General features: G+C 70.0%; 17 protein-coding genes. 4 read left to right on the top strand and 13 right to left on the bottom strand.

Going from position 1 to position 21,423, the window contains the following annotated elements:
* The coding region (locus ID132_RS14345; protein ID WP_193128033.1) for a DUF222 domain-containing protein at positions 1–1,040 on the bottom strand (1,040 nt) is incomplete at its 3' end.
* A gap of 516 nt (positions 1,041–1,556) precedes the next feature.
* Positions 1,557–2,696, bottom strand: a complete 1,140-nt coding sequence (locus tag ID132_RS05235) for a glycerate kinase (protein ID WP_125107557.1) — start codon at positions 2,694–2,696, stop codon at positions 1,557–1,559.
* 72 nt (positions 2,697–2,768) lie between these two features.
* Between ID132_RS05235 and ID132_RS05230 the strand changes: the two genes are divergently transcribed.
* The 4 genes from ID132_RS05230 to ID132_RS05215 all read left to right on the top strand — a co-directional run bounded on the left by ID132_RS05230 (position 2,769) and on the right by ID132_RS05215 (position 8,129).
* A complete protein-coding gene (locus ID132_RS05230; protein ID WP_193128032.1) occupies positions 2,769–3,806 on the top strand; it encodes a LacI family DNA-binding transcriptional regulator in 1,038 nt (345 codons plus the stop codon).
* 316 nt (positions 3,807–4,122) lie between these two features.
* A complete protein-coding gene (locus ID132_RS05225; protein ID WP_125107559.1) occupies positions 4,123–5,313 on the top strand; it encodes a Gfo/Idh/MocA family protein in 1,191 nt (396 codons plus the stop codon).
* The gene (locus tag ID132_RS05220) at positions 5,313–6,419 is read left to right on the top strand and encodes a DUF993 family protein (RefSeq protein ID WP_193128031.1); all 1,107 of its coding nucleotides are present in this window, start codon (positions 5,313–5,315) and stop codon (positions 6,417–6,419) included. The genes ID132_RS05225 and ID132_RS05220 overlap by 1 nt, the downstream gene beginning before the upstream one ends.
* A gap of 471 nt (positions 6,420–6,890) precedes the next feature.
* Positions 6,891–8,129 (top strand): Nramp family divalent metal transporter, encoded by a 1,239-nt coding sequence (locus ID132_RS05215; protein ID WP_125107563.1) that lies wholly within the window; start codon positions 6,891–6,893, stop codon positions 8,127–8,129.
* A 6-nt stretch (positions 8,130–8,135) separates the two neighbouring features.
* Here the strand turns inward: ID132_RS05215 and ID132_RS05210 are convergent, their stop codons facing one another.
* The 11 genes from ID132_RS05210 to ID132_RS14710 form a co-directional block, all read right to left on the bottom strand.
* The gene (locus ID132_RS05210) at positions 8,136–8,813 is read right to left on the bottom strand and encodes a metal-dependent transcriptional regulator (protein WP_125107564.1); all 678 of its coding nucleotides are present in this window, start codon (positions 8,811–8,813) and stop codon (positions 8,136–8,138) included.
* A 61-nt stretch (positions 8,814–8,874) separates the two neighbouring features.
* Positions 8,875–9,990: a fatty acid desaturase family protein gene (locus ID132_RS05205; RefSeq protein WP_413229352.1), complete on the bottom strand. Its 1,116-nt coding sequence runs from the start codon at positions 9,988–9,990 to the stop codon at positions 8,875–8,877.
* A gap of 149 nt (positions 9,991–10,139) precedes the next feature.
* Entirely contained in the window at positions 10,140–10,619 is a 480-nt protein-coding gene (locus ID132_RS05200; protein WP_193128030.1) for a hypothetical protein, read from the bottom strand.
* A gap of 41 nt (positions 10,620–10,660) precedes the next feature.
* Complete coding sequence (purL, locus tag ID132_RS05195; RefSeq protein WP_193128029.1) at positions 10,661–12,970, bottom strand: phosphoribosylformylglycinamidine synthase subunit PurL; 2,310 nt, start codon at positions 12,968–12,970, stop codon at positions 10,661–10,663.
* A gap of 78 nt (positions 12,971–13,048) precedes the next feature.
* Entirely contained in the window at positions 13,049–14,152 is a 1,104-nt protein-coding gene (locus ID132_RS05190; protein WP_125107568.1) for a hypothetical protein, read from the bottom strand.
* Between the two features lie 108 nt (positions 14,153–14,260).
* Complete coding sequence (locus ID132_RS05185) at positions 14,261–15,961, bottom strand: ABC transporter ATP-binding protein (RefSeq protein ID WP_328743688.1); 1,701 nt, start codon at positions 15,959–15,961, stop codon at positions 14,261–14,263.
* Between the two features lie 1,232 nt (positions 15,962–17,193).
* Complete coding sequence (locus tag ID132_RS05175; RefSeq protein ID WP_193128027.1) at positions 17,194–18,024, bottom strand: hypothetical protein; 831 nt, start codon at positions 18,022–18,024, stop codon at positions 17,194–17,196.
* Complete coding sequence (locus tag ID132_RS05170; protein ID WP_193128026.1) at positions 18,024–18,572, bottom strand: hypothetical protein; 549 nt, start codon at positions 18,570–18,572, stop codon at positions 18,024–18,026. The genes ID132_RS05175 and ID132_RS05170 overlap by 1 nt, the downstream gene beginning before the upstream one ends.
* 7 nt (positions 18,573–18,579) lie before the next feature.
* Entirely contained in the window at positions 18,580–20,016 is a 1,437-nt protein-coding gene (locus tag ID132_RS05165; protein ID WP_193128025.1) for a phytoene desaturase family protein, read from the bottom strand.
* 66 nt (positions 20,017–20,082) lie between these two features.
* Positions 20,083–20,514: a DUF3817 domain-containing protein gene (locus tag ID132_RS05160; RefSeq protein ID WP_125107573.1), complete on the bottom strand. Its 432-nt coding sequence runs from the start codon at positions 20,512–20,514 to the stop codon at positions 20,083–20,085.
* A gap of 9 nt (positions 20,515–20,523) precedes the next feature.
* Positions 20,524–20,877: an EamA family transporter gene (locus tag ID132_RS14710; RefSeq protein ID WP_193128024.1), complete on the bottom strand. Its 354-nt coding sequence runs from the start codon at positions 20,875–20,877 to the stop codon at positions 20,524–20,526.
* Positions 20,878–21,423: the final 546 nt, after the last annotated feature.

The raw sequence follows: 21,423 nt of genomic DNA, 5'->3' as shown, positions 1-21,423 counted from the left end.
ATGCGGTCGAAGCAGGTCACGGTGCCCGCGATTTGGCGGGCTTCGAACGCGCTGATGGGTTCCATCCCGTCGATGGTCGCGATATCGCGCGGCGCATCTGGGTCGAGCAGCGTGGTGATCGGGACGATGATGCTCACCGTCGCCTGCACGCGGGGTTTCCCCTTCGCGACGGATTCGAGGATGCTTTGCGGCGTCGAGGTGAGGAGCGTCTCGATGAACACATCGGCGCGGAGTTGTGCGACGGTGCGCGGATCGTCAATGAACGCGGCATCCTCCGGGGAGAGTTCCTCCCCGGCTGCTTGCGCCTCGCGGACGCGGGCGCGGTGCGCTTTGGCGTCATCGTGGTGGTCGTCGCGCAGCTGGGTAGCTTGTTTGCTGAGCAGGTCGTAGCCCGCGTGTGCGGCGACGGTTGGGATGGTCGCGGAGAGGATCGACATGCCGTCGTCGAGGTCTTGGATGGTGACCGCGCGGTCATCGTAGGCGCGTTCGAATGCGGTTTCGAAGTCGGCGGCGTTGAGGCGTGCCGCGAGTTTCTTGGCGTAGGTGTCGGTCTGCCCTGGCGTGTGCGTCGCCGCGTAGTCGAGGACCTTCGTGCCGTAGTCATCGCGTCGGTCGTCGTTGACCTTGTTCGCGTAGCGCAGCAGCGCGGTGGCGTGGCGGAGGGTGACGGTGCCGTCGTCGAGCGCGGTCATCCAGGCAGGGAAGGCGGTGGTGAGGCGGTGGGCGTCGCGGGCGCGGTTGGCGAGGGTGAGGTCGCTGTCATTGGTGCGGATGCCGGCGGTGCCGACGATGGATCGGAGGTGGGAGTGGAGGCGGTGTTCGTCGGAGATGAGGTGCGCGCCCGCGGTGGTGTCGCGGCGGGTGTGTTCGGCGGCGATGTCGTAGGCGACCGCCAGCATGCGGATCTCGCCGACGTCGGCGTGGCGGCGCTGCTGGTTGTAGTCGAGATAACCGGTGGTGAAACGCCTGGTGCGTTCGGTGAGGTCGTCGTATTCGGGGTCGGGGGTGGTGCCGTCGGGTCGGTGCCGGGTGGATGCCATGGGTGTCACCTCCTCAAAACTGTTCGTCAGCGTGCCGGGTCTGGTGGAGCTCTTCGTTGTTGCCTTGGAGACGCACGAGCGGCCCAAAACGTGAACCAGGGTGCGAGTCTTTTTGCTGGGATTTTCCTGACCACGAGGGTGTGGGCAAGGACGAGTCGGCGACGGAATTCAGGGGGAGTGCTGGGGGACTGGTTCCACTTCACCACGAGCCACCGACATGGCCAGTGGTGCGGGAAATCGGGGGAGTTCGGGGGACTGGTTCTACTTGATCACGAGCCACCGACATGTATCGGCGGTCTTGGAATCGGAGGAATTCTGGGGATCGCAGTTAGCTCATCACGAGCCACCGACATGCATCAGCGTCGCTGGAATCGGAGGAGTTCTGGGGGGGGATGAGTTCCACTCCATCACGGGCCTCCGACATTGCTCGGCCGCGGCCGATAGCGGGTGATCGGGCGACTGACTTCACGAGATCACGAGCCACCGACATAGGTCGGCAGCACGGCAGCTCAGCGCTCAGCGGCTAGACTGGCCCGCACCAACCCGCTCGAACGACTCCGCGGCCCGCGCCCCCGCGGCCTCGAGCCAGCGCTCGGTGTCCCGCATCGCTGCATCCGCGCCGCCGGCCAGCTCGGTGAGCGACCAGGCCTCGACCTCGCCCGTCGCGCGGCGCAACTGAAGCGCATCCGGGGTCACGCGGCCCGCAATCACGCCCGCCGGGACGCCCGCCGCGTCGGCCATGCCGAACACGATCGACGGCACCTTGCCCGCGAGCGACTGCGTGTCGAAGCTGCCCTCGCCGGTCAGCACGAAGTCGGCGCCGGCGATGGCGTCGGCGAGCCCGATCGTTCGCGCGATCTCGACGGCTCCGGGGCGGATGCGCGCCCCGAGCGCGAGCAGGCCGAAGCCGGTTCCGCCGGCGGCGCCCGCGCCCGGCGCATCCCGGTCGGCGTCGAGCAGCTCGGCGAGGCGCGCAAGGCCCGCGTCGAAGCGCGCGACGTCCTCTACCGAGGCGCCCTTCTGCGGCCCGAACACGGCAGCGGCACCGGCATCACCCAACAACGGACTCTCAACATCGGTCAGCGCTAGCAGCTCATCCGGCAGCGAGACACATCCGCTCAAGTCAACCGAGGCGAGCTCGTGCAGCCCCGCGTTGCCCGGCGACACCTCGCGCCCCGCAGCATCGACAGCCCGCGCCCCCAATGCCACCAGCGCCCCGAGCCCTCCGTCGGTCGACGCGCTGCTGCCGAGCCCGACGAGCACACGCCTGGCGCCGTGCGACACGGCGAAGCGAATCGCCTCGCCGAGCCCAAACGTCGTGGCCGAGGCGGCCGTCGCGCGCGTCACCTCGGGCAGGTAGGCGATGCCGCTCGTCTCGGCGAGCTCGACCACCCACGTGTCGTCGGCGAGCCGGAGCACCTGCGCGTCGACCGGCGCGCCAAGTGGCCCGCGCACGCGCACCCGCTCAATCGAGGCCCCGTCACTCGCTGAGCCCATCGCCTCGATCGTGCCCTCGCCGCCGTCGGCCATCGGGGCGGCGACGCACTCGTCGTCGGGCCGCACCGAGCGCCAGCCCCGTACGATGGCGGCAGCCACATCGGCGGCGGGGCAGGTGCCCTTAAACGAGTCGGGGCAGATGACGATGCGACGATGCATGCGTCAAGGTTAGCCGGAAAGCCGTTTCCCGCTAGAATCAACTCCGACAACGACGAACATTCGGAGGGACGCATGGCGGCAGCGAAGCAGCCGGTGACGCTCGGGGATGTCGCTCGTGAGGCGGGCGTGTCGATCGCGACCGCCTCGCGCGCGATCAACGGCAGCACTCGGCGCGTGAACGAAGACATCCGCGCGCGCGTGCAGGAAACCGCAGATCGCCTCGGCTACCTGCCGAACCTCTCGGCGCAGGCGGTTGCGAAAGGCGCCTCGTCGACGATCGCGGTCGTCGTGAGCGACATCGCCGACCCCTACTTCAGCGCGATCGCCGCCGGTGTCATGCGCGGCGCGGCCGAAGAAGGCCTGGTCGTGATGGTCGCGACGGCCCATCATGACACCGGCTCCGAGGTCGAGATCGTGCGCACGCTGCGCACGCAGCGGCCAAAGGCGATCATTCTCACCGGCTCGCGCACGACGGATGCGGCGAGCCAGTCGGCGCTCGACCAGCACCTCAGCGACTACATCGCGACCGGCGGCAAGGTTGTGCTCATTTCGCAGCACCACCCGCCGTTCGACGTCGTTGAGCTCTCGAACCGTCAGGGTGCGAAGGACCTCGCGCTCGCACTCGTGAAGCTCGGCGGCACGCGGTTCGGCATCGTCTCGGGCCCGCGCCGCCTTGTTACCAACGTCGACCGCGTCGAGGGCTTCATCGAGGGACTCGCCGAGGCGGGCATCGAGTTCGGCGGCGACCACCACGTCGAGGCCGAGTTCAGCCGCGACGGCGGCTACGCCGGCGCCCGCAAGCTGCTCTCGCGGATGCCCGACGTCGACACCATCTTCGCGACGAGCGACGTGATGGCGATCGGCGCCATGACCGCCCTGCGTGACCACGGCAAGCTGCCCGGCCGCGACGTTTCGGTCGCCGGCTTCGACGACATCGACACCGCCCGAGACGTCACGCCGACCCTCACCACGGTCGTCGTGCCGCTCGACGACATGGGCTACCGCGCGGTCAAGGTCGCGATGCAAGACGACCCCGAGCGCGCCCCCGTCGCCCTCGCGGCGAACACGTCGGTCGTGATCCGCGAGAGCACCCCGCCCCGCAGTGCCTAGCTGCGCCTGACCGGCACCGCCCCGCGGCGTCGACCCCGGGGGGGGCATCCGGCCCCGCCCCGCGGCGCCTAACCGCGCCGCCCGACCGGCCTGACCCTGTGGCGCCGAACCGCGCGCATCCGGCCCCGCCTAACCGGCCCGACCGCCCCCGCTTCGCGGCGCCGAACCGCGCATCCGCCACCCGCGCCAACCCGCCCCAAACCCGGCCCCCGCCCACCCGCGGAGGCCGGTTTCGCATCCATCGCTTGCTCGGGTAAGCGCTTTCCCATAGGATTGCCACAACCTCAACGACGAGGTCTCGCATGAGAGGACCGACATGACTCAGAACACGATTGGCATCATCGTCAACGGTGCGACCGGCCGCATGGGCTACCGCCAGCACCTCGTTCGTTCGCTGCTCGCGCTGCGCGACGAAGGCGGCTTCCCGCTTTCTGACGGCTCGCGCCAGCCGATCGAGCTCTACCTCGTGGCCCGCAATGAAGAGAAGCTGCGCGAGGTCGCCGAGAAGCACGGCGTCGAGAAGTACACGACCGACCTCGACGAGGCGCTCGCCGACCCCGACTTCCCTATCTACTTCGACGCGCTCGTCACGCAGCTGCGCGTGCCCGCGATCCGCAAGGCGATCGCGGCCGGCAAGGCGATCTACACCGAAAAGCCCACCGCCGAGAGCTACGCCGAGGCCGTCGCCCTCGCTGACGAGGCCGAGGCCGCGGGCATCAAGAACGGCGTCGTGCACGACAAGCTCTACCTGCCCGGCCTGCTCAAGCTCAAGCGCCTCATCGACAGCGGCTTCTTCGGCGAGATCCTCTCGGTGCGCGGCGAATTCGGCTACTGGGTGTTCGAGGGCGACTGGCAGCCCGCCCAGCGCCCGAGCTGGAACTACCGCAGCGAAGACGGCGGCGGCATCATCGTCGACATGTTCCCGCACTGGAACTACGTCATCGAGAACCTCTTCGGCAAGATCTCCTCGGTCTACACCGAGAAGCGCACGCACATCCCCACCCGCGTCGACGAGCGCGGCGAGGCCTACACCGCCACCGCCGATGATGCCGCCTACGCGATCTTCGACCTCGAGGACGGCCCCATCGTGCAGTTCAACTCGAGCTGGACGGTGCGTGTGAACCGCGACGAGCTCGTCGAGCTGCACGTCGACGGCACGCATGGCAGCGCCGTCGTCGGCCTCTTCGGCGCGAAGGTGCAGCCGCGCAACGCGACGCCGAAGCCGACGTGGAACCCCGATTTGCCCGACGCGAACGACTACCAGTCGAACTGGGTCGAGGTGCCGCAGAACGACGCCATCGAGAACGGCTTCAAGCTGCAGTGGGTCGAGTTCCTCCGCTACGTCGTCGGCGACGGCGAGCACCACTACGACTTCCGCTCGGGCGCCGCGGGCATGCTGCTCGCCGAGGCCGCCCTCGAGTCGGATGCGCAGGGTCGTCGCGTGAGCCTGCAGGAGTTCGCGCTCGGCAACGCCGTCGACCGCGCCGCAGAGCAGGTGGATGCCTGATGACCGCGACGCAGACGTTCGACTCGAGCCGCGCATCCACCGACATCACGCTGCAGCTGCTCGACGCCGACGGCACGACCCGCGCCACCGAGTTGCTCGCGGCCCCGGCGTTCGCGAAGCCGACCGGCCCGCTGCGCTCGCGCACGCTCTACGCGGCGGCGCACGTGATTCCGAAGGCGCACGCCGAGAACGTGCCCGGCGCACCGGCCGACATCGACTGGGATGCGACGCTCGACTACCGGCGCCAGATCTTCTCGTGGGGCCTCGACGTCGCGGATGCGATGGACACCGCCCAGCGCAACATGGGTCTCGACGCGGCCGCGACCCGCGAGCTCATCGCGAAGTCGGCGGAGTGCGCGCGTGAGGCGGGCGGCCGGGTCGCCGTCGGCGTGAACACCGACGGCCGCACCGAGGAGCAGCTCTCGCTGCAGGAGATCGAGACGGCCTACCTCGAGCAGCTCGCGTTCGCGCAGGAGCAGGGCGTCACGCCCGTGCTCATGTCGAGCCGGCACCTCGCCCGCGCGGCGACGTCGGCTGCCGACTACCTGCGCGTCTACGACCACGTGCTGCGCGAGGCGTCGAGCAAGGTGATCATCCACTGGCTCGGCACCGCGTTCGACCCACAGCTCGCGGGCTACTTCGGGTACAGCGACTGGCGCACCGCCGCCGACTACCTACTCGAGATCGTCGACAGCCACGCCGCGAAGATCGCCGGCATCAAGATGAGCCTTCTCGACGCCGATGCCGAGCGGTACGTGCGGGGGCAGCTGCCCGAGGGCGTCACGATGTTCACGGGCGACGACTTCAACTACGTCGAGCTCATCCGTGCCGACGAGTCGGGCGAGTATTCGGATGCGCTGCTCGGCGCGTTCAGCGTGCTCGCGCCGAACGCCTCGGCGGCCGTGCAGGCGCTCGACGCGGGCGACGTCGAGAGCTTCACGCGCATCCTCGAACCCACGCAGGAGCTCTCGCGCCAGGTGTTCGCCGCGCCGACCTGCTATTACAAGACCGGCGTCGCGTTCATGAGCTGGCTCAACGGTCACCAGTCCGCCTCGGTCACGATCCACCACGCGATGAATGCGATGACGAGGAAGATGGTCGGGTAGACGTAGCCGCTCGTTTGCTGGAGCCAGCCCGACTTCGCCCTGCGCCGAGCCTTGGGCTTGGGCGCGTCTGGTGAGTCGATCACCGGAGTTGCAGTGGTTGCACTTGTCATGTGCACTCCTTACATCGTTGTAAGAGATCTGAGAGGCGATGGGTAAACGCTTTCCGGTGACGTCAGCCTACAACGGCGCGAGTGGCATCGGCAACCATCTGGATGCCCGGGAAAGGTTTCCGACTCGGCTCGCGTCGCGTCCTAGCTTGCGTCGCCGTGCCTCGGCCAGCGGGGAGCCGGGATCTGCAAGCGGCGCGCGGCGAGGGCTGTCGCCACCGCGAGCAGCCCGGCCGCGCCGACGCAGAATGCGGGAGTGAGATGCAAGGGGCAGCGTCACGCGCGATAAATATTCGGTGCTACTGTTTTCAAAAGTTCGGCGCGACGAAGTTTTGTCGCAAATGGCGAAAAGGTGGACGACACGATGGCGAGTACGACCGGCACGCAGCGAGCAACGAAGGCGAAGCCGGCATGGTTGCTCGGCCCCGCGCTCGTGGCCGGCGTCGCGTATCTCGACCCGGGCAACGTCGCCGTCAACATGTCGGCCGGCGCGCAGTTCGGTTACCTGCTCGTCTGGGTGCTCGTCGCGGCGAACGTCGCGGCCTGGCTCGTGCAGTACCTCTCGGCGAAGCTCGGCCTCGCGACGCACGCGAGCCTCGCCGAGCTGCTCGGCCGCCGCATCTCGAATCGTGCCGGGCGCATCCTTTACGGTCTGCAGGCGCAGTTCGTCGCGATCGCGACCGACCTCGCCGAGGTCATCGGCGGCGCCGTCGCGCTCTGGATCATGTTCGACATTCCCCTCGTCGTCGGCGCGATCATCACCGGCGTCGTCTCGACCGTGCTGCTGCTCATTCAGTCACGCCGCGGCGCGAAGACATTTGAGTTCGTCATCATCGGCCTCGTACTGGTTATCGCGATCGGTTTCTGCTGGAGCCTCTGGCTCGCGCCGCCCGCCGTAGGCGACGTGCTCGGCGGCATGGTGCCTCGCTTCGAAGGCGCCGACTCGGTGCTGCTCGCCGCGAGCATCCTCGGTGCAACCGTCATGCCCCACGCGATCTACGCGCACTCCTCGCTCGCCCGCGACCGATTCGGTGCGGACACGAAGAAGCCGCTACGCACGCTCATCCGCGCGACCCGCGTTGACGTCACGATCGCGCTCACGATCGCCGGCACGGTGAACCTCGCGATGTTGCTTGTCGCAGCGACCGTGCTGCCGGGGGTCGAGGGCACCGATACGCTCGGTGGCGCGCACGCCGCGCTCGAGCACGCGCTCGGCACGACGGCGGCCTGGATGTTCGCGATCGGCCTGCTCGCCTCGGGCATCGCCTCGACCGCGGTCGGCGCCTACGCCGGCAGCGACATCATGGGCGGCCTGCTCAACCGAGGCATGCGGCTGCTCACGCGCCGGCTCATCACGATCATCCCCGCGATCATCGTGCTCGCGATCGGCATCGACCCGACCCAGGCACTCGTCTGGAGCCAGGTCATCCTCTCGTTCGGCATCCCGTTCGCGCTCGTGCCGCTCGTCTGGCTCACCGCGCGCAAGTCGGTCATGGGCGAGGCGGTCAACGCGTGGTGGACGACGGCGCTCGCCTGGATCATCACCGCGGCGATCATCGTGCTCAACATCGGCCTGATCGTGCTGCAGTTTGGGATGCAGTAGGGCGCGTTACGCGCGCTCGCTCACCCAGACTTCGTGTGCGGCCGTCGAGCTGATCGACAGGCTCGCGCCGGTGGGCTGCACCGTGAGGCTGACCGCGTCGGTGAACGGGGCCGAGCCCTGCACCTCGAGCTCAGCGCCGTAGATGACGCCCTGCTCGGCGAGGTATTCGAGCAGTGCTGGGTCGCTGTCGGAGACGCGCTCGACGAGCAGCGACTGCCCGGGCTTCGCCTCGCTCAGCGGGGTCGCCTCGGGTCTGTCGACGGTGCCGTCGGGGCCCGGGATGGGGTCGCCGTGCGGGTCGCGCCGCGGGTTGCCGAGTGAGGCGTCGATGCGCTCGATCATGAAGTCCGAGACCTCGTTCTCGAGCCGCTCGGCCTCGTCGTGGACCTGATCCCAGCGGTAGCCGAGGGCCTCGACCAGGAAGGTTTCAATGAGTCGGTGGCGGCGGACTGTCTGCACCGCGTGCACGGTGCCCTCCTCGGTCAGCGTCACAGCACCGTAGGGCGCGTGGTCGAGCAGACCGCGCTCCGAGAGCTTCTTGATCGCATCCGACGCCGTCGACGTGCGCACGCCGACGCGGGCCGCGATCATCGTCGCCGTCACCGGTTCATGCGACCACTCGCCGAGGGCCCAGACGGCCTTGAGGTAGCTGAGGTTGCTCGGCGAGAGCGGCGCGTTCGACACGCATGAACCGTACCAAAGTTTCGAGTTCGGGCAGTCAAACTCAGCGGGGGTTGAACCCTGCCTAGACCCGCCGGAACTGCTGCGCGGCCGGGCAGTCGAAGGGGTCGCGCGCCGCGAGCCCCACCCGGTTGAGGTACTCGATCACGATTGCGTACGAGCGCCAGAGCGAGGTCTCGGTGTAGGGCACGCCGAGGGTCTTGCAGTGCTGGCGCACGATCTCGCGGGCCTTCGCGAGGTGCGGCCGCGGCATGCTCGGGAACAGGTGGTGCTCGACCTGGTAGTTGAGCCCGCCCATGAGCCAGGTGGCCCACCAGCCGCCGCGGATGTTGCGCGAGGTGCGCACCTGCTTGCTGAAGAAGTCGAGCTTCGCGCTCTCGGCGATGACCGGCATGCCCTTGTGGTTCGGGGCAAACGACGCGCCCATGTAGACGCCGAACACGGCGTAGAGCACGCCGAGGAACGCGAACGCCATGCCGACGGGCAGGAACAGGAAGATCGGGGTGAGCAGCAGCACGAAGCGCGCGAAGATGATGCCGAGCTCGGTCCAGCGGCCGTTGACCGGGCCGCGCTGGAAGAGGTGCTTGAAGCTGTGGAGGTGCAGGTTGAACCCCTCGAGCGTGAGCAGCGGGAAGAAGAACCAGCCCTGGCGCTTCGTGATGGCCCGCCGGAGCCCGCGGGCCTCGACCGCATCCTCTTCGAGGAACGAGATGGTGTCGACCTCGATGTCGGGGTCTTTGCGCATGCGGTTCGGGTTCGCATGGTGGCGGGTGTGCTTCGAGTCCCACCACGCGTAGCTCATGCCGACGCTGCAGGCGAGGATGCGCCCGAGCCGCTTGTTCGAGGGGCCCGACTCGAGGATCTGCCGGTGCGCCGCCTCGTGGGCGAGGAACGCGACCTGCGTGAAGATGATGCCGAGCGCCGCGGCGATGAGCAGCTGGAACCAGCTCGGGCCGAGCAGGATGAACCCGGTCACCGCGCCGCCGAGCGCGAGCACGATCGCGAGGCCGACGAGGCCGTAGAACCAGGGCGTGCGGCGCAGCAATCCGGTCTCGCGCACCACGGCCGAAACCTCGGTGTAGGCCTTCGCGATGGGCGGGAAGTCGGTGGTGTCGGCGCGCTTGGTCGTGCGCAGCGGACCGAGCCCGCTAACAACGGGCGTGGCGGTGGGAGAGATGATCGGTACCTGTTTTCGTCGCGGGCCGCAACTCGGCCCTTGGGAAGCCAAAGGCAGATTACCGATCGCTTCAACTCACCGTACCGAGCGAGGGCCGCGTGAAACTGGGCGCAACGTGCCCATCGCCTGTGGATGCGGTTACCCCGCACCTGCTACGGCCCCTCGGTGCGGTCGGCCGACATGGCGAGGCCCTCGTTGTCGACGGCGACCACGGCGTCGAGGCCGGTGACTCCCCCGGCGTGCTCGAGCACGGTTGTTGCGAACGCCTCGAGGTCGTTAGGGCGCACCTTTTCGCTGAGCACGACGGTGACGCGGCCCTCGCTGAACGAGTCCCACGAGCCGATGTACGACATCAGGATCGTCGTGTTGTCGGTCGCCTCGATCTCGCTGAACTCGTCGACCTCGTACGCGTCGAGCACGGCCTGCTCGCTCGCGCTCGCGAGGGCGGTGCCGTCGTAGGCGGGAGCCGCGGGGGTCGCGGCGGAGTCGTTGTCCGGCGTGCCCGATTTCGCTTCAACGGTCGGCGCTGCGACGCGAATCAGCACGACAATCGCAATGACCGCGCCCGCGACGACCACCCAGGTCCACAAATTCTTCCACCACGGCACCGCCGCGCTCTGCCCATCACGCATGCTGCGCAGGATAAACGACGCGCGTTGCGCGCCGGAAAACGCTACGCCTCGACGCGCTCGCCGAAGCGCTTCGGCAGCGTCGCGCTGCGCAGTTCGCGGAGCTTCGTGACCGGCACGGTGAACTGGCCCTGCACCTCGAGCTGCGCATCCGCATCCACGCCGTCGGAGACGCCGATGCGGATCACGGGGAAGCCGCGCGCCTCGCACATGTACGTGAACTTCACGTCCTCTTCGCGCGGAACCGACACGAGCACGCGGCCGGTCGACTCCGAGAAGAGGGCGGTCGCGGCGTCGACGTGGTCGCGCGAGATGATCTCGTCGAGCACGACGCGGGCGCCGATGCCGAAGCGCGTCACGCACTCGGCGAGCGCGAGCGCGAGCCCACCCTCAGAGAGGTCGTGCGACGAGCCGAGGATGCCCTGGCGCGAGGCGCCGTCGATGAGGTCGGCGAGCGCCTGCTCGCGCTCGAAGTCGACGACCGGCGGGTGGCCGCCGAGGTGGCCGTGCACCGCATCCGCCCAGAGCGAGCCCGAGAGCTCGGTGTGGGTCTCGCCGAGCAGGTAGAGGTTGTGGCCCTCTTCCTGCCAGCCGTTCGGCACGCGGCGCGCGACGTCGTCGAACTTGCCGAGCACGGCAACGACGGGGGTCGGGTGGATGGGCACGTCGCCCGTCTGGTTGTAGAACGACACGTTGCCGCCGGTAACCGGAATCGAGAGCTCGAGGCAGCCGTCGGCGAGGCCCTCAACGGCCTCCTTGAACTGCCACATCACCTCGGGGTTCTCGGGCGACCCGAAGTTGAGGCAGTCCGAGACTGCCATCGGCGCGGCGCCGGTCGCGGCGACGTTGCGGAACGCCTCGGCGAGCGCGAGTCGCGCACCCGCACGGGGGTCGAGCTGGGCGTAGCGGCCGTTCGCATCCATCGCGAGGGCGACGCCCATGCCGGTCGACTCGTCGACGCGCACGACGCCGGCGTCCTCCGGGTAGGCGAAGGCGGTGTTGCCGAGCACGTAGCGGTCGTACTGGTCGGTGATCCACGCCGGGTCGGCCGCGTTCGGCGAGCCGAGCAGCGTCAGGAACTGTGCCTTGAGCTCTTCGCCCGATGTCGGGCGGGGGAGGCCCTCGGCGTTGTTCGCCTGGAGCGCGTCGATCCACGTCGGGTAGACAACCGGGCGGTCGTAGACGGGCGAGTCGACGGCGACGGTGCGCGGGTCGACGTCGACGATGCGGCCGCCGCGCCAGTCAATCGTGAGGCGACCGGAGTCGTTCACCTCGCCGAGCACCGAGGTCTCGACCTCCCACTTACTCGTGATGGCAAGGAACGCCTCGAGCTTCTCGGGCTTGACGATCGCCATCATGCGCTCTTGCGACTCGCTCATGAGGATTTCCTCGGCGGTGAGCGTCGGGTCGCGCAGCAGCACGCTGTCGAGGTCGATGTGCATGCCGCCGTCGCCGGCGGCCGCGAGCTCAGACGTGGCGCACGAGATGCCGGCCGCGCCGAGGTCTTGAATGCCCTCAACGGAGTCGTTCGCGAACAGCTCGAGGCAGCACTCGATGAGCACCTTCTCAGCGAACGGGTCGCCCACCTGCACGGCGGGGCGCTTCGTCGGGCCGCCCTCGCTGAAGGTGTCGGACGCGAGAATCGAGGCTCCGCCGATGCCATCGCCGCCGGTGCGCGCACCGAAGAGCACGACCTTGTTGCCGGCACCGCGCGCGTTCGCGAGGTGGAGGTCATCGCGCTTGAGCACACCCACGGCGAGCGCGTTGACGAGCGGGTTCACCTGGTAGGTCTTGTCGAACCAGGTCTCGCCGCCGATGTTCGGCAGGCCGAGGCAGTTGCCGTAGAACGAGATGCCGCCGACGACGCCGTGCACGACGCGCGAGGTGTCGGGGTGGTCGATGGCTCCGAAGCGCAGGCCGTCCATGACGGCCACGGGGCGCGCGCCCATCGAGATGATGTCGCGGACGATGCCGCCGACGCCGGTCGCGGCACCCTGGAACGGCTCGATGTAGCTCGGGTGGTTGTGCGACTCGACCTTGAAGGTGACGGCCCAGTCGTCGCCGAGGTCGAGCACGCCCGCGTTCTCGCCCATGCCGACGAGTAGGTGCTCACGCATCTTGTCGTTCACCTTCTGGCCGAACTGGCGCAGGTACTTTTTCGACGACTTGTACGAGCAGTGCTCTGACCACATCACCGAGTACATGGCGAGCTCGCCCGACGTGGGGCGGCGGCCGAGCAGTTCGCGAATCTGCGCGTATTCGTCGGCCTTGAGCCCGAGTGCCTCGTACGGCTGTTCGCGCTCGGGGGATGCCTCGGCGTGCTCAACGGTGTCGGGAACGTGCTCGATGCTCAAGTGACGGCTCCTTGCAGACGGATGCTGGCGGCGATTTCGCCTTCCCTGAGTCTAGTCGGCGTGCGGGCCGCGGTGCGCCTACGTGTTGCCTGCCACATCCGCGAGGGTGATCGAGCCGTCGGTGCCGACGCGGTAGAGCAGGCGCACGGAGTCGCGGGTGCTGGGCAGGCCGTCGGCTTGCGACACCGAGCAGCTGCTCGCGGACGTGCTTGAGCAGGTCACCTTCGAGTAGTCGATGCTGAGCGGGCTTACCTCGGCGTACTGCGCGGCTGCGTCGCCCTGCTCGGTAATCGCTGACTCCCAGTCGCCCGGGTTGTCGCGGTCGACCGGGGTGACCGACGAGGCGCCGGGGCCGGTCGTGATCGTGAAGATGCCGGTGCCGTCGACGGCCTGCGACCACACCATCGCCTGCCACTTGTCGTTCGCCGGCTCGCTGCACCAGCCCGAGCACATGTTCACGTCGTCGGCGTACTTGCCCGAGACGAGGTCGATTCCGGCGGACGACAGCTGGATGCTCGCGGCCGAGGCGATCTCTTCGCGCGTTGGCGGTGTCTCGTTCTCGCGGTCACCGACGAATACCGGCACCTGCTCGGCGTCGGTGGTCACCTCAAACGCGCCGGTCGGTGGCGTCACGGTGTAGAGGTACGCGCCCGGCAATGAGTCGATCTTGTCGTCGAGCTCGATGCCGTCCTGCTGTGGCACCACCTCGTAGTCGGCGAAGGGGCCGCTGCCGCCGCTGCTCGGCGTCTCGACCTCGACGATGGCATTCGTGAGCTGCCAGGCCGGGTCGTCGCTGCCGCTCGAGACGTACCGCAGCTGCGCATCCCACGACGCCTCCTCGCCGGCGAGCGAATAGGTGACCTGCACGGTCGCCGAGGCGCCGTCGAAGTGGCCCGTGTTGCCCGTGATCTCGCCGATCTCGACGAGCTCGGGCGCCACGTCGGGCACCTGCACGTCGACGTCGTCGTAGTCGGGCACGAGCTCGTCGAGCCGGTCGGCGTCGTGCTCGTCGATCGCGGTGAAGAGGTCGGTGATGACCGACTCCACCTCGGGCGCCTCCGCGACTTGCTGCGCGGCGTCGGTCGAGTGATCGTTGGGCTCGATGCGCTCGCCGCCGCCCGAACAGGCGGTCAGCGCGAGGCCCGCGAGCGCGAACCCGCCGGCGGCGCGCAGCCACCGCATCCGTGTAATCGACGTTCGTCGCGCACCAAAACCCATCACGAGTTGAAGACTACGCAGGTGCGCGACGCCGATCGTCGGTCGGCGGTTGTAGCGGACTCGGCCCGGAGGCTACTCCTCGTCGTCCGCGTCGTCGGCCTCGCGGGGCTGACCGAACGCGGCGACGGCCGCCGCCGTGCGCTCACGGCTGGCCGGGTCGGTGCCGTCGAGGCGCCAGTCGCGTACATCCACGCCGAGCGCTTCGGGCCGGTGTGAGGCGACGATCGCGATGCCGGGATACTCGCGCAGCACCCCGCGCAGAGCCTCGAGCCCGCTCGCGTCGAGCGCCGAGTCGAGGTGCTCGAGCACGAGCAGCGGCGGCGTGCCGAGCAGCGCCCGCGCGAGCTTGAGCCGCGCGACGTCACCGCTCGACCAGGGCGCGCCGTCGTTCTTGAGCTTGCGGTCGAGGCCGCGGGGGTCGGTGCGGATGCGCTGCTCGAGGCCGACGACGCGCACGACCCGCCAGATCTCGGCGTCGCTCGCGTCGGGCAGCCGGTAGCCGATGAGCCGACGCAGCGAGCCGCGCTCGAGCGGCAGCTGGCTCGACGCGAAGCCGACGAGGTGGCGGCGAAAGCGCGCGGGCGCGAGCCGCAGGTCGAAGCCGGCGATGCGCACCGTGCCGCCCGACTCGGGGTCGCCCTCGAGCAGCTCGGCGAGCACGCGGCGCACGAGGGGCGGATGCTCGGAGCGCAGCAGCACGCGTTCGCCCGGCTCGGCGTGCAGCTCGGGCACCGCGACGCCGCCGGGGCGCACGCCCTCGATGCGGAGCTTGCCGGTGCCGGCGGGCGCGCCCGCATCCCCGTGCGAGCGGCGCCACTCGCGCTCGCGGGCGCGCTCGGCGGCGGTGAGCTCGCGCGCCTGCGCGAGCATCGGGGCGAGGATGCGCCGGGCCGCGCGGTAGTTCTGGCGATATTCGACGACGCGGCCGAGGTCGGACATCGGCGTCGCCATGACGCCGAGCAGCGTCATCGCCGAGGCGACCGCGGCCGCCTCGATCTGGCCGAGTAGCGCGAGCAGCACGACCGCCGCGGTGCACAGCGACGCCGTCGTGACCGTGAGCGCGCGCACGAGGCCGGTGACCTGCGCGCGGTGCAGCGCCGCATCCACCACCCGGGCCGAGGCGCGGTCGACGGCGCTGAGCTCGCGGCGCACGGCCCCCGCGATGCGCACCGATTCGCCGGCGCGAGCGGTGTCGGCGATGTGCCCCGACATCTTGCCGCGCTGGCGGCGCAGCGCGCGGGCCCGGTCGTGGGCGAGCTGCGCGAGCCGCGGCAGCACAAGCGCCATGAGGCCGATCGGCACCGCGATCGCGAGGGCGATGAGCGGCTGCGTCACGGCGAGCACGCCGATGACGACGACGATGAGGCTGAGCCCGGTGCACAGCGGCACGATGCCCTGCGCGATCCAGTTGCGCACCGCGTTGAGGTCGTTCGAGGCGCGGGTGACGATGACGCCGAGCGAGCGGTTGCCGACATTGCCGAGCGCGGCCGCGACGAGGTGGCGACGCTGCTCGAACACGTAGTCCTGTCCGAGCGACTCGGCGACGATCCGCTCGGCCCAGCGCGCGATGCCGATGAGCAGCACCGAGGTGACGAGCGCGACGAGCGCGAGCCAGGCCGAGGCATCCCCGGTGCCGCCGAGCACCGCATCCACGCTGAAGGCCATCACGAGCGCGAGGGCCGCCTGCGCGACGCCGAGCCCGACGAGGGTGAGCAGCATGCCACGGCGCCGGCCCCGCCACACGGCGGGCATCTTCGGCGTCGAGTCGGCCACTACTTCGCCCGCTCGAGCAGCGACAGCGCCACCTCGGGTGCCGTGAGGTCGAAGGTGCCGAGCACGCGCACGCCGAGCGGGTCGAGCACGGCACGGGCCTCGGTGCTCGCGAGCGGCGACGAGGTCATGACGCCGGTCGCGGCGCTCACGCGCAGGCCCGCCGACTGCAGCTCGCGCACCCCGGCGAGGGCGCCGAGCGCGTCGACGGCCGAGAACACGACGTGGTCGACCGCGGCGTGGAAGCCCGGGTCGCGCAGCAGCTGCGAGGTCTCGCCCTGAAACACGCCGTCGGCGATCTCGACCACGACGACGTCGGGGTCGGCCGCCGCGAGCTGCTCGATGAGCCCGAAGGTGATCGCGCGAATCTGCGGCATTGGCAGCTTGAACGTCGTGCCGAAGCCGAAGTCGCTGAAGTCGAGCACGGTCTCGGCGCCCGCGTCGCGGTAGATCGTCGGGTCGTTGCCCGCGCCGGTGCCGGTCGCCTTGCCCGCCGTAACGCGCAGGCCCGACTTCGTGAGGCCGTTGATGAGCGTCGCCATCGAGGTCGACTTGCCCGAGTTCATCGAGGTGCCGAGCACCGCGATCACCTCGGGGCGCTTGCGGCCGCGGGCGTCGAGCGGGCGCTCGGGCGCGTCGGTGGCGGATGCCGTGAACGGCGCGTAGTCACGCAGGTTCACGACGCCGTGGTGGTCGGCGAGCAGGCCGAGCGGCTCGAGCTGCGTCGGCGCACCGATGCGGTCGTGCTGGGTCTCGACCGCGCCCGCGATGCCGCCGGCGGCGACGAGGTGGCAAGGGCCGAGGTCGGCGGGCACGTGGGCGAGGAACTGGTCGGCGGCGTAGCGGTTGCCGTAGGCGACCATGACGATGTGGTCGCCGAACAGGATCGCCTTGCGCGACTCGGGCGTCTCGATGCGCTTGTGATTGCCGATCTTCGTGACGCGGGCGACGACAACGTCGCCGGCCTGCGGGTGCACCTCGGCGCCCGAGACGAGGTGNAAGGCGTCGCGGTTCGCCTCGACGGCGGCGCCGACGAAGCGGGTGGTGTAGGCGGGCTGGATGCGCGCCGGCAGCGGCTGCCGAGCGCTCGCGGTGATGGGTGCCGGGGCGGTGGCGGAGGTGGTCATGATGGCGGCCTTTCGAGCGAGGGGACCGGCGGTGTCTGCCGATTCATTCCGAGTGAATCGCTCGCGCATGATGTGCAAATGGGATGCACGTGAGAGCGTTCTCATGCGCTAGCGCGGGCTGAGTGCGGGGATGTTCGTGAGGTAGGGCAGGTAGGCGACGCCGGAGGTGTTGTAGCTGAATTTGATGCCCATGATCATGCGAATTCCGACGTGCATGCCCCAGGCGCCGGCGCTAAACAGCGCGCCGAGCCGGCGGTCGACGAGCGAGAGCGGCGCGCCGAGTTCGATGACGAGGGCGCCGATCGCGAGCAAGCCGAACTGCCCCTTGCTGCGATACATTTCGCCCGCGAACTTCGGCGGCACCCCGCCGAACGACTCCTTGCGAATCGCGTCGGCCGCGATCTGCTCGCGCAGGGTGTCGCCGCTCGCCCAAGCCCACCCCTGCGGGCTGCGCACCTTCGCGACGCCCGAGATGAGATAGACGGCGCAGGTCGCGAGGTTCATGACGGTCGCGATGCCGCCATAGTGCCGGCTCACGCGGTTCGGCAGCAGGGTGCGCTGCGTGACCAGGGCATCCACCGAGAGCGCGTCGGCGCTGCGCCCGAGCCCAAGCGCCATCTGGTGCATCGTGAGCGTGTTGTCGTTGTGAAAGACCATGCCCCACGAGTTGCGGTAGGTGATGGTCCACAGCTGCAGCGCGGCATTGAGTGGGCCGGTGACGCGGTGGGCGAGCCCCGCGGTCGCGGCGAGGTTCACGAGCTGGGCGGCGTCGACGGGAGCCCAGCGATCCTCGCCCTGCCGGTGCAGCGTGCGGAACATCGCGCGGCGACGCAGATTGTGCACCGCCGAGAAGGCGCCGACGCCGAGCCGCAGCAGCGCGGGCCGGACGGCGTGGGTAGTGGGGCGAAGCGTGCGCGTCATGGCACGAACGATGGGCATCACAGTGGCTCCTGGTTGGGGTCGATGACTGCGGTGGACTTGCGGGTGACGCGGCAGCGCACGGCCGTGCCGCCGACGGCACACTCGGCGTGCACCACCTCGGAGCTCGGCGCGGTGCGGCCGGCGAAGTAGCGGTCGAACACGAAGCGGGCGCGCACGACCTCGACGCGCACGAGCTCGCGCTCGCCCGCGACGGCGAGCGAGTCGGCGTACTGCTGCGCGACGCTCGCGGCCTGGCCGGCGCGCACCGCGCGGGCGATCTGCTTGCGCACCTGATTCAGCCCGCCGGCCCCGTAGTGGCGGTAGTGGGGGATGCGCCGCTCGCCCGCCGCCGTGAAGGCGACGACATGGGGCAGGTAGAGCCGGCCGCGGCGGTCGGCCGAGAACATCGGGTAGGTCGACAGCGGAAACGAATCCTCCTCGACCTTCGCCCGGTCGACCTCGGCGCGGGTGCCGCGGTAGTGGCCCAGCGGGGCGAGCAGTACGCCGGCGAGGGCGGCGTAGCCGAGCAGCGGCAGGGCATCTCGGGCGGTGACGGGCGATTTCACGGGTGGCTCACTTCTCTCGGGTGTCGGCGATAAGGGTCTTTGCGGCCCAGTAGCCCGGCATGCCGTGCACGCCGGCGCCGGGCGGGGCGGAAGCGGAGGCGAGGTAGGTGCCGGGCGCGAGCCGGTAGGGGTTCGGCCCGACGCCGAAGCGGCGCAGCAGCTGCGTGCCGGTCATCGCGCCGCCGGCGATGTCGCCGCCGACGAGGTTCGGGTTCCACGCCTCGAGCTGCTCGGGCGAGGTGGTGCGGCGGAACACGACGGTGTCGCGGAATCCCGGCGCGAAGCGCTCGAGCTGGCGCTCGATGCGGTCGACGACCTCGTCCTCGCGCCACTCGGCGTAGCCGTGCGGCACGTGCGCGTAGCCCGACACGACGACCGAGTCGCCCGGGGCGCGCACGCGGTCGGCCGCCTGCTGCTGCGTGAGCAGCACGAACGGATGCTCGGGCAGGCGGTCGCGCGCCACCTCGCGTTCGGCGAGCAGCAGCTCTTCGGCGGTGCCGACGACGTGCACCGTCGTGGCCTCGGCGACGCGCGGGTTCGTCCACGGAATCGGCTCGCGCAGCAGGTAGTCGACCTTGAACGCGCTCGCGCCGTGCCGCCACCGCCGCAGGCCGCGGGGGAGCTCGGACGCGCCGCCGAGCCGCGCGATCTGGCGTGGGGTGAGCGCGAGCACCGTCGCGTCGGCGGGCGGCAGCTCGCGCAAGTCGGTGACCTCGTGGTCGAGGTGCAGGCGGGCGCCGTGGGCGCGCGNGACCGCGAGCAGCGCATCCGTAATCGCCTGGCTGCCGCCGGCCGCGACCGGCCAGCCATGCGTCATGCCGAGCGCCCCGAAGAGCACGCCGAACGCGCCCGTGAGCGGCTGCTGCAACGGGGCGAAGGCGTGTGCGGCCGAGCCGAGAAACAGCGCCCGGGCGGCCGGCGTCGTGAGAGCGCGGCGGGCAATCGTCGACGCAGGTGCGAGCGCTGCCGGCGCGAAGCGCGCGAGCTGCACCGGGTGACGGGGCAGGTGCGCGAGCGGTTGGAGCACCTCGTTGAGCAGCGCGTCGATGTCGTCGGTCGCGGGGCGGTGGAGGCGGCGCCAGGCGGCCGCGTCGGCGCCGAGGTCTTCGGCCGTCCAGCCGAGCTGGTGGTGGAGCAGCCCCGCGTCGCCGCCGGGGAGCGGATGCGCGAGCGCGAGCCCCGAGTGCTGCCACTCGAGGCCGTAGTTCGTGAGCTCGAGCTCGCGGAACGCGCGGCTCGCGACGCCGAAGGGATGCGCGGCGGCGCCGAGATCGACGAGCGTGCCGGGCCCGAGCGCCGAGGTGGTGGCGGCCGCGCCGCCGGGGCGGTCGGCGCGCTCGTAGATGTCGACCTGCCAGCCCGCTTTCGCGAGCACGGCGGCCGCAGTGAGCCCGTTTGGGCCGGCGCCGACGACGTTCGCGCGGCGCCCGTGGTGGGTGTGCATACCCAACACTGTTTCGCCCGGTCATGAGCCGGGCGTGAGGCAACTATGAGAGGGCGATGAGAGGCGCTAAGCCGACAGCGACGACGTCAGCACGAACGCGAACACTGCGAGCGTGCTGCAGGCGAGGGTGAAGGGATGCGTCGCGGTCCAGCGCACGAGGCCGCGCGCATCCGCGCCCTCGCCTTCGTCGCGCACCGACGGCGGCACGTGGCCCTTGCGGTGCACGTACCAATCGAACAGCAGCGTGCAGAACGGCGGCAGCGCCGCGAGCCCGCCGAGCAGCGCGACGCGGAACGGCCAGCGCGCGTGCACCCACGCGACGATCACCGCGAAGCCATACGCGAGAAACGCCGTGCCGTGCAGCGAGCCCGCCCACGAGATGAGCGTGCCGCCGAGCTCTGCGTCGCCGAGCGTGCGGATGAGCATCGACGCGATGAGCAGTGCCCACGTGCACGCCTCGATGATCGAGGTGACGCGAAGCAGGCGAGCGGGATGCACCCGTCTAGCCTATCGATTCGCGGCAGCCCGCCGCGCGTTCGCGACCGTCGTGAAGCCGATCGCCGCGATGACGATCGCGATGCCGAGCCACTGCAGCACCGTGATCTGCTCGGCGAGGAACACGACGCCGCCGACGACCGCGACGAGCGGCTGGATGAGCAGCAGCATCGGGCCGGTCGTGCCGTCGACGCGGGGGAGTGCGCTCGACGTCGCGATCCAGCCGACCACCTGCGCGAGCAGTGCGAGGGCAATGAGCACGAGCAGGTGATCGAGCGGCGGCGTGAAGTTCGGCGCACCGAACGNGCCGCGACGAGCGTGCCGACGACCATCGCCGCCGTCGTCGACAGGAACACCTGCGTGCACGCGTGGCCGGTCGGGCGCGCCCGCGCGATCACCATGACGTAGCCCGCATACGCGAAGCCGCCAGCGACCGCGAGCATGACGCCGAAGAACACCTCGCCCGAGAACGAGCCCTGCTCGAGCGCACCGCTGAGCAGCACGACGCCGGCGAGCATGAACGGAATCGCGATGACGAACGGGCGCGCCATGCGCTCGCGGAAGAACAGCATCGCCATGAGCGGCACGATGATGACCTGCAGGTTGCCCGCGACGGTGGCGATGCNCGCGCCGGCGAGGTAGACGCCCGGGATGAACAGGCCCACGTCGAGGCCAAAGAACACGCCCGCGAGCAGGTGCATCGCTATGCCCTTCCAGCGCATCCGGCCGTTGAGGCGCCACTCGAGCACCGCGAAGATCGCGAGCGGAATGAGCGCGATGCTAAAGCGGAAGAAGATCGTCGTCGCCGCATTCTCGCCCGACATCTTCGTGAGCAGCGGGCCCATGCCGACCGCGAGCGAGCCGAGCACGACCACGAGCCGGGCGTCGAGCTTCGTGAGAAACGCGAAGAGG

This window comes from Gulosibacter sediminis (genome assembly GCF_014904065.1).
GTDB classification, from domain to species: Bacteria; Actinomycetota; Actinomycetes; order Actinomycetales; family Microbacteriaceae; genus Gulosibacter; species Gulosibacter sediminis.
Note: the sequence above shows the minus strand (reverse complement) of the source record. Positions and strands in the feature narration are given on the sequence as shown.

Bases quoted from the DNA above. Each gene is read 5' to 3' on its own strand.
- ID132_RS05235 (WP_125107557.1), bottom strand. From the start codon at position 2,696: ATGCATCGTCGCATCGTCATCTGCCCCGACTCGTTTAAGGGCACCTGC.
- ID132_RS05175 (WP_193128027.1), bottom strand. From the start codon at position 18,024: ATGCCCATCGTTCGTGCCATGACGCGCACGCTTCGCCCCACTACCCAC.
- ID132_RS05200 (WP_193128030.1), bottom strand. From the start codon at position 10,619: ATGCGTGATGGGCAGAGCGCGGCGGTGCCGTGGTGGAAGAATTTGTGG.
- ID132_RS05220 (WP_193128031.1), top strand. From the start codon at position 5,313: ATGACCGCGACGCAGACGTTCGACTCGAGCCGCGCATCCACCGACATC.
- ID132_RS05190 (WP_125107568.1), bottom strand. From the start codon at position 14,152: ATGCGGTGGCTGCGCGCCGCCGGCGGGTTCGCGCTCGCGGGCCTCGCG.
- ID132_RS05225 (WP_125107559.1), top strand. From the start codon at position 4,123: ATGACTCAGAACACGATTGGCATCATCGTCAACGGTGCGACCGGCCGC.
- ID132_RS05215 (WP_125107563.1), top strand. From the start codon at position 6,891: ATGGCGAGTACGACCGGCACGCAGCGAGCAACGAAGGCGAAGCCGGCA.
- ID132_RS05230 (WP_193128032.1), top strand. From the start codon at position 2,769: ATGGCGGCAGCGAAGCAGCCGGTGACGCTCGGGGATGTCGCTCGTGAG.